The sequence below is a fragment of the Frankia sp. CeCAU1 genome (assembly GCF_977971845.1).
The window spans coordinates 1-7286 of record NZ_CDWWXA010000188.1; the positions used below are offsets into that span (position 1 = coordinate 1).

Genomic DNA, 7286 nt, shown 5'->3' on the forward strand with positions numbered 1-7286 from the left:
GGCCTGGACCAGGTCCGCTTGGCCGCGGCCCAGCGCTGTGCGGGTGGGGCGGGCTGGCAGGCGAGGGTTGTCGCGGTCTGGATGAGACGGCCGAGGAGGTCGTATTCGAGGCGTTGGTCCGGGCGGGCGGTGAGCCGGGTCGTGTAGCAGAACCGACCACCGGGACGCAGGACGCGGGTGACGCCACGTAGCAGTTCGGCGACAGTCGCGCTGGAGGGAAACAGCGACAGCAGGCCGTCGGTGACGAGAACGTCCACCGTGGCCAGGGACTGCGGCCAACCGCGCGGGGCGGCGTGCTGCCGATCGATGGGTCCGATGGCCGGTGGGGCGGCGAGGTCGCGCTGTTCGGCGGTGAGATCAAGTCCGAGCCGGACGGCGACGGCGGTGTTGCGGGCCACGGGGGTGCCACACCGGTCGATCAGGTGGACCCGTGGCGGATAGGGCAGGGGGACGCGGGCGAGGGTGGTGAGCATCGTGTCGTCGGCGGCGCCGGCGATGACGACGTCGAGTGGGCGGAGCGCGGCGTCCGGGTGGCTGGAAAGGCTTGCGGAAAGGAAGTCGGCGTGCCAGCCGGGATGGCTCTTGATCCCGAGGCGGCGGCAGACGGGCCAGGCGGCGTGGTAGCCGAAGCAGCCGGGCGGGCAGGTGCGACGTGCCTGCCGCCACTGCCCGACGGGCCGAGGGAGGTCGGACGGTGGAGCTGCCGGGGGCTTGGCGGGTGGCTGGGTGGTGGACATGGGCGGCGGGTGTGGATCAGGTGGTAGAGGCGGGCGATCTGGCGGTAGGGGTCGCGGCTGCCGGCTGTCCACTCGGTGTCGATCACGGTGTCGAGGTCGGGGCCGGGTGGGGTGTCGCCGAGGTGGTCGGTGAAGACGCGGATGCCGTGCCAGGCGACGGGATCGGTGCCGGCGGCGGTCAGCAGGTCGCGGATGTGGCGGGGGTCGTCGCCGCGGCTGGGGACGCCGAGGTTTCCGATCTCGGTCACGGTGGCCTGGCGGGTTTCCTCGTCGAGGAGGGTCAGAGTGTCGTGCCAGCGTCCTTGGAGGCCGGCGCGCAGGGCGAGCGCGGTGGCGTTCTTCCCGACAACGGAGATCGTCCCGCCGGGGCGGGTGACGGTGGCGAGGACGGTCAGGAGTGGGGCCTGGTCGGGCAGGTAGGTGCGCGGGGCGCGGGTGACGAGACGCTGGCGGATGATGCCCCGCAGGGTGGCGGTGTGGGTCTGGTAGGCGGGAGCGAGCGCGTGGTCGACGGCTCCCCGCACCCAGCTGTTGTCCGCGGCGTGCGTGCTGGGGTCGGTCATCGGTTCGGCTCCTTCACCAGGCAGGCGGGTGTCGGTCGAGCGGCGGCAAAGCCGTAGGTGGCCAGGTAGGTCTGTGCACGGGCGGCGGCGTCACGGACGGGCGGCCAGCGCCGGTGGGCGAGCCTGGCGGACAGGTAGCGGCCCGCGAGGAGTTCGGCCAGTTCGGGCATGCAGAGATGGTGGATCTTTCCGGTGCGGTGCAGGGAGCGCAGGGCGAACAATCCGGGCACGGCGGCCTCGATGACGGCCAAGTCGGGGGCGGGCGCGCCGGCGAGCCAGCGGCGGTAGGCGCCGGCGCTCATGACCTCCCAGACGACGGTGTCGCCGATCTGTCCGCGCTCGTCCGACGTGGTGACCAGGTGCGCCACCCGCACCAGACCGCGGCGAGGCAGCAGCGGTCGTTCTGCGGTGATCAGCCCGACGGGCAGGTCCAGCCCGTCGCGGACCGCACGCAGGTGGTCCGCGAACGCGGCGACCGGTCGCGTGGACCCGTGGACCGGGAAGATCCGGTCGTCCTGTATGGCAGTCATGAGGTCGGTCCGTGTTCGGCGTAGTAGCGCTCCAACAGTCCGCTGGACTCCAGGATGCGGTCGGTCAGGGCGACGTTGTGCCCGACCGGGTAGCGGTCGCGGTACTGGGACAGGGCGATGGCGCCGAGAGCGAGGGCGGCCATGATGACGTCGGCGTAGCTGTTGGGCAGCGACTCGGCGTGGTGGAAGTTCAGCGGATAGCCGTCCGCGAGGGCGGTGACCGTCGCGCCGCCGGGCCGGTGGTAGCGCAGGCCCGCCGTGACGGGGAGGACCGTGGCGTCGTCGGCGATCTCGTCGAGTGCCAGTTCCCGGGCGCGGGAGGTGACGCTGGCCAGGAAGCAGTCGCGGCGTAGGCCGTCCAGATGGTCGCCGCGGAGCGACGTGCTCCCGGTCGCGCCGACGACCAGGACTGGCTGGTGGGTGGCGAGCAGACGGCGCACGGAACGGCCGGTGGTGAAACCGGCTTCGTGGGCGGCGACCAGGCGGACCATCTCGCTGTCGTGGACCGCGACGCGCATCCGCCGGTCGCGCAGCACTCGGGCGACCTGCTCCCCGATGCGGCCGTATCCGAGGACGACCACTGGTTTGCCTTCCCACTTCTGCTGCGGGAGCAGCGTGAGCAGGTTGCGGACGGCGGCGTCGGCGACGCCGTAGGACTCGATCGTGGCCTTCAGCCGCGACTCGGCGACGGAGAACACCGGAACCGGAAGCGCCGGGCCGAACCGGGCGAGTTTGGCGATGCCCGAGGTCGTCTGTTCGACCAGGCCGAGAAGTCGGCCCGCCAGATCGGGGTATTCGTCGAGCAGGGTTGGAAGCAGGTAGCCGCCGTCGTCGATCAGGACCGGGCGCAGGCCCGTCGCGTCGGCGCGGGCGCAGTGGCCCGCGATCGCCAACGGGGCCGCCCGCCAGTCGGCCACGGTGACGCCCTGGGCGCGCAGGTGGGCGTCGACGCGCTGGGTCTGCCGGTAGGCGTACCGCTTGTCGAGCACCGTCATCGCCGCTGGGGCGACGCCCAACGCGCGCAACGCGTCGACGAGCACGAGGAAGTCGGTCATGTGATGCACCGCCAGTACCGGCGCCACGTCGGCGAGCACCCTGGCCGGCTGCCAGCCGGCCAGCCGCGAGGTGATGGGCATCTGGGTGTGCAGGTCGGCCATCTCGGTCGCCGTGAACGGTAGAGCACCCACCGCAGTCAGCAGGCGCCCCTGGCCCCGTCCGCCGAGATCACCCGGGGCGAGGATCGCCGCGGTCAGCGTGAGCGTCCGTCCGGACGGTTCACTGCCTGCGGTGAGGACCGCCTCGCCGTCACCCGGTAGCCGCAGCACCCGCGCCCCTGGCATCCGGCGGTCTACTCGTGCCTCGGGCAGCACGGCCTGCACACGGCCGACGGCGTCGTCGAGATGCCGTTCATGACTGTCCGGCTCGTCGCGACAGCTCACCGTCAGCTGCGCACGGCCACAGATTCCTGCTTCGTGCCGGCGCTGGTCGGGCGGCGCGGCGACAGCAGGCGATCCAGGGCACACGGTTGGCGCGGTCAGGAGCGGGGTCACGGCCGGACCCCGAGTACCGCGGCCCGGCCGTCGAGCGCGCGCGGATGGACAGTGTCGCCGGCCGGTTCGATGTGGACAAGGTGTCTCGGAGGGATACAGGGAACGAGTGCGGTCATCGGCGGGTGCTCCTCGCGGTCACAAGGGCGGACACGGCGGCGGTGGTGCCGGCGAGACTGCCGGTGGTGTCGAGTCGGCTGATCGCGATGCCGGCCGCGGCGAACTCGTCGCGGATGCCGGCGGCCTCGCGCTGCCAGCGGGCGAGCCGGGCGCGCAGCAGCCGGGGCGCGTCGCCCCGTCGGGGTTGCAGCACCCCGCCGCACCGGCCACAGCGCTGCGCGTCCTCGTCGCTCGCCTCGGCGGGCAGCCGCGGGTCCCGCACAGGGTCACGTTCGCAGCGATGACAGACCCGACGCTGCACGGCACGACGGCGCAGCGTCACCGCGTCGACCGACAACTCGATCGGCAGGACCACACGGCAAGGCGCCAGGGAGGCAAGCTCGCCCAGCAGCAACCGGACCTGTCTGCCACTGCCCGGGAAGTTGTCGAAGATCACCATATGTGCGTCTGCGGCGCGCACCACCCTGTCGAGATAGCGGCGAAGCGCGGTCGCGACCGTGACGTCATCCATCCAGCCCAGCGGCCCGGCGCCGCCCATGGCCGCAGCAAGCCGCGCCGCCGGTACCTGCTCACGCAGCCTGAACACCATGCAGTTCGGCGCCTGGCCGAGTCGGCTCGCCAACGTCGACTTCCCTACCGCGGGTGGCCCGAGCATCGGTACGGCTACGGCGATGGGCATCGCCATCCACCCCCTTTCTGCTGGGAATCTCCGCCGGCGCGATTCGATGTGGTCCGGTGCCCGTGTCGGACGGCCCGATGGAGTGCGACATCCTGAGCGTGAAATTCAGCGGCGGGTAGTGGCTATACCGCGATCCGGTACACCTTCATGCGCACGATGCACAGACACGGTCACGGGCAGTGCTAGCGTTACTCTGCTGATCGTCCGCCCGTACACATCGATGGGGAGGCGGCTCGGGATGACGCGCCCGTTACGCGGCTGCGCGCGGTGCGGTCACCGCCTCGCCACGGACAACCTGGGCCCGGTCTGCGGACCCTGCCAGCGGACGGCCGCCCACACCCACTCTGGACCGCCGGAACTGCAAGCCGAGTTCTGGCAAGCCGATCAGATGCGTGATGCCCTCGCCAGCTGGCACATGGGTCGGGTGATCCATGCCTACCGGACGCACCCGCACCACCGCCAGACCCTGTCCCAGGAGCTCGCCGGTGGCTGGCTGGGACTCACCCAGCCGCAGCTCAGCCGCCTCGAAAACGGCCGCGCCCCGGAAGAGTTGTCCAAACTGATCCACTACAGCGACGTCCTCGGCATTCCCGTCGGCCTGCTCTGGTTCGACCGCCCTGGCGAACCCCGCGCTCGGGCGCCGTTCTGCGAGCCTTTGCCGGCGGTCGCTCAAACCTCTCTCCTCGGCGTTGAGATGGCCGACGATGGGGACGATGCGTGGCGGGTTCTCGCGGAGGTCGGGGAGGTGGTCATCGTGGCTGTGGACCGGCGGACGTTCCTGGCCGGCGGCGGCGCCGGGGTGTGGGCCAAGGGCAGGACGGCACTGCCCGCGTCGCATCCCGAGGTGGCGCGGAACGTCGTCGTCCATCTGAACGCCCAGATCGACGGGTTCTACGCGGCCGAGGCTGCGCTCGGGCCCTACCCGGTGATCCCTTCGGTACTTGCGCAGCAGGAGCTGACGAACCGCCTGACCGAGACTGCCCGGGGCGAGGACCGGCAGGAACTGCTGCGCACGGGTGCGTCCTACGGGGGTCTGCTGACGTGGCTGTACCAGGACGCCGGCGACCTGGCCGCGGCCACGGGCTGGGCCAACCAGACCCTTGAGTTAGCACACCGGGTCGGTGACATCCAGCTCATCCGGCACGCGCTGGTCAACAAGGCGATGATCTTCACCGATCGGCGCGACGGACGTGGAACCCTCGACCTGACCGCGGCGGCCTTGGCGGACCAGACGCGGCTGTGCGCCAAGGTCCGGGTACAGGCCCTCCAGCAGGCAGCTCACGGCCACGCGCTCGTCGGTGACCGGACGGCGGTCGACGTGGCCCTGGATGAGGCTGCCGCAGTGCTACCCGGGGTGGACCGACGACCATCCCTGGTTCAACGCCTGCCGGCGGACCCCCGGCTACATCGAGGCCCAGCGTGCGACCTGCTACAACCGCCTCGGCCTCGGCGCCGCGGCCCAGACGCTGTGGGAGGAGGTCATCGCCGGGCTTCCCCCTGCGGCCCGGCGCGATGCCGGCGTGTATCAGGCACGGCTGGCTGTCTCGTATGCGCTGGCGGGCCAGCCCGAGGCGGCGGTCGAGGCCGTCGGCCAGGCCGTCGCGGTCGCCGTCGAGACCGGCTCGGCCCGCCTGCGCGGAGAGCTGCACGCCGTCTGGCGACAGCTGACACCGTGGCACGAGACCCAGCCGGGGCATGAGGTGGCGGAACTGCTGGCCACTCTTGAGGAGGACTGAAGGTGGGACTGCGCGACCCGCTCCCGGCCGAGGAGATCACCAGCCGGCTGAGTCAGCTGGATGGCTGGGAGAAGGACCCAGACCGTGAAGAGATCCACAAGACGTTCCGGGTGGAGTACTACACCGCCGTCCAGGCGATCAATGATGTGATGGTTCCCGCCCAGCGACTCCAGCACCATCCGGACATCGACCTGCGCTGGGAGACGCTGCACTTCAGCCTCACCACCTACAGCGCCGGTCAGAAGATCACCGAGCTGGACTTCCTGCTCGCCGAGCAGATCGACCAGGTCCTGGCCAGATACACGGGCCTGACACGAAAATAAGGTGACCGGTGCGCTCAGGCTGCGGCGATCGGCTCGAAACGGATGGTCAGGCCGAGGCTGTTGGCTTGTTTGATCATGCGGCGCATGGTGCGTTCAGGATCTCGTCTGGCGAAGTGGTCGGCACCCAGGTCGTGGTAGGGGATCTTGTTGTGGAGGACGTGCCAGATCGCGAGCGTGAGTTTGTGCATGACGGCGACCAGGGCGCGTCGGCCGCCTCGGCGGGCGGCGAGGCGGCGGTAGAAGACCCCCAGGTAGGAGTCCTTGTTCCTGATCGCAGTCATCGCCGCGATCCCGAGCAGGCGTTTGAGGTTGCCGTTGCCTGGCCGGGTGCGGCCGGATCGGCTGACGCCGGCCGACTCGTTCTGTCCGGGGCAGACTCCAATCCAGGAGGCAAGGTGATGCGCGCTGGGGAACTGGGCCATGTCACCCCCGGTCTCGGCGATGATGATCTCGGCTGCGAGCCGGCCGATGCCCGGGATCGTGTCGAGGAGGTCCAGGTCCTGCTTGTGGTCGGCGAGTACGGCCGCGATCCGCTCGTCGAACTCGGCGATGACCTTCTTCCAGCGGTCGATCTCGTCGAGGTAGTGGCGGACCATGAAGGCGTGGTGGTCGGTGAACTCGCCGTCCAGCGCCTCGACCAGGGCTGGGATCTTCGCGCGGGCCCGGCCGGCAGCGAGGTCGGCCAGCGGGTGGGGGTCGCGTTCACCGGCGACGAGGGCTTCGAGGATCTTCCGGCCGGTGGCGCCGACCACGTTGGTGAGGACCGCAGCGAGTTTCAGACCGGTGTCCTCGAGTTCCTTCTCGAGCCGCTGGGCCTCCCAGCCCGCGGCGCGCACCAGTTCGGTCCGCCGGCGGGTCAGGTCCCGCAGCTCCCGGATTTCCCGCCCGGGCACGAAAGAGGCCATCACCATGCCCGACGCCCCGGCCCGGGCCAGGAACGCCGCGTCGCTGGGGTCGGTCTTGCGGCCCCGGATCCCTCTGAGATGAGTGGGGTTGACCAGCATCAGGTTCAGGTGCGGCTGCAGCGTGTAGTAGACCGTCCGCCAGTAGT

Annotated in this window: 10 protein-coding genes; 2 read left to right on the plus strand and 8 right to left on the minus strand. The window is 70.8% G+C overall.

The window, feature by feature from the left end:
- The 7 genes from AC08OO_RS21520 to AC08OO_RS21550 all read right to left on the minus strand — a co-directional run.
- On the minus strand, positions 1 to 473 hold a 473-nt coding region (locus AC08OO_RS21520), incomplete at its 3' end, for a class I SAM-dependent methyltransferase (protein ID WP_476618974.1).
- The gene (locus tag AC08OO_RS21525) at positions 419 to 1300 is read right to left on the minus strand and encodes a hypothetical protein (protein WP_476618975.1); all 882 of its coding nucleotides are present in this window, start codon (positions 1298 to 1300) and stop codon (positions 419 to 421) included. The genes AC08OO_RS21525 and AC08OO_RS21520, both read right to left, overlap by 55 nt.
- Entirely contained in the window at positions 1297 to 1830 is a 534-nt protein-coding gene (locus AC08OO_RS21530; RefSeq protein WP_476611569.1) for a hypothetical protein, read from the minus strand. The genes AC08OO_RS21525 and AC08OO_RS21530 overlap by 4 nt, the downstream gene beginning before the upstream one ends.
- Complete coding sequence (locus AC08OO_RS21535) at positions 1827 to 3269, minus strand: NAD(P)-dependent oxidoreductase (RefSeq protein ID WP_476611568.1); 1443 nt, start codon at positions 3267 to 3269, stop codon at positions 1827 to 1829. Before AC08OO_RS21535 ends, AC08OO_RS21530 begins: the two co-directional genes overlap by 4 nt.
- Before the next feature lie 223 nt (positions 3270 to 3492).
- Positions 3493 to 4176 carry an AAA family ATPase gene (locus AC08OO_RS21540; RefSeq protein ID WP_476611567.1) on the minus strand — a complete coding sequence of 228 codons (684 nt, stop codon included), beginning with the start codon at positions 4174 to 4176 and terminating at the stop codon, positions 3493 to 3495.
- Between the two features lie 250 nt (positions 4177 to 4426).
- Positions 4427 to 4849, minus strand: coding sequence for a hypothetical protein (locus AC08OO_RS21545; RefSeq protein ID WP_476611566.1), 423 nt, complete (start codon positions 4847 to 4849; stop codon positions 4427 to 4429).
- A gap of 432 nt (positions 4850 to 5281) precedes the next feature.
- Positions 5282 to 5458: a hypothetical protein gene (locus tag AC08OO_RS21550; protein WP_476611565.1), complete on the minus strand. Its 177-nt coding sequence runs from the start codon at positions 5456 to 5458 to the stop codon at positions 5282 to 5284.
- A gap of 46 nt (positions 5459 to 5504) precedes the next feature.
- Between AC08OO_RS21550 and AC08OO_RS21555 the strand changes: the two genes are divergently transcribed.
- Both AC08OO_RS21555 and AC08OO_RS21560 read left to right on the plus strand, forming a co-directional pair.
- Positions 5505 to 5912: a hypothetical protein gene (locus AC08OO_RS21555; RefSeq protein ID WP_476611564.1), complete on the plus strand. Its 408-nt coding sequence runs from the start codon at positions 5505 to 5507 to the stop codon at positions 5910 to 5912.
- A 2-nt stretch (positions 5913 to 5914) separates the two neighbouring features.
- Positions 5915 to 6235 (plus strand): 4a-hydroxytetrahydrobiopterin dehydratase, encoded by a 321-nt coding sequence (locus AC08OO_RS21560; RefSeq protein ID WP_476611563.1) that lies wholly within the window; start codon positions 5915 to 5917, stop codon positions 6233 to 6235.
- Positions 6236 to 6249: 14 nt separating this feature from the next.
- Here AC08OO_RS21560 and AC08OO_RS21565 read toward each other — a convergent pair.
- Positions 6250 to 7286 (minus strand): IS110 family RNA-guided transposase (locus AC08OO_RS21565; RefSeq protein WP_476611562.1); only part of this gene is annotated, 1037 nt, incomplete at its 5' end.

Bases quoted from the DNA above. Each gene is read 5' to 3' on its own strand.
- AC08OO_RS21525 (WP_476618975.1), bottom strand. From the start codon at position 1,300: ATGACCGACCCCAGCACGCACGCCGCGGACAACAGCTGGGTGCGGGGA.
- AC08OO_RS21555 (WP_476611564.1), top strand. From the start codon at position 5,505: ATGAGGCTGCCGCAGTGCTACCCGGGGTGGACCGACGACCATCCCTGG.
- AC08OO_RS21540 (WP_476611567.1), bottom strand. From the start codon at position 4,176: ATGCCCATCGCCGTAGCCGTACCGATGCTCGGGCCACCCGCGGTAGGG.
- AC08OO_RS21530 (WP_476611569.1), bottom strand. From the start codon at position 1,830: ATGACTGCCATACAGGACGACCGGATCTTCCCGGTCCACGGGTCCACG.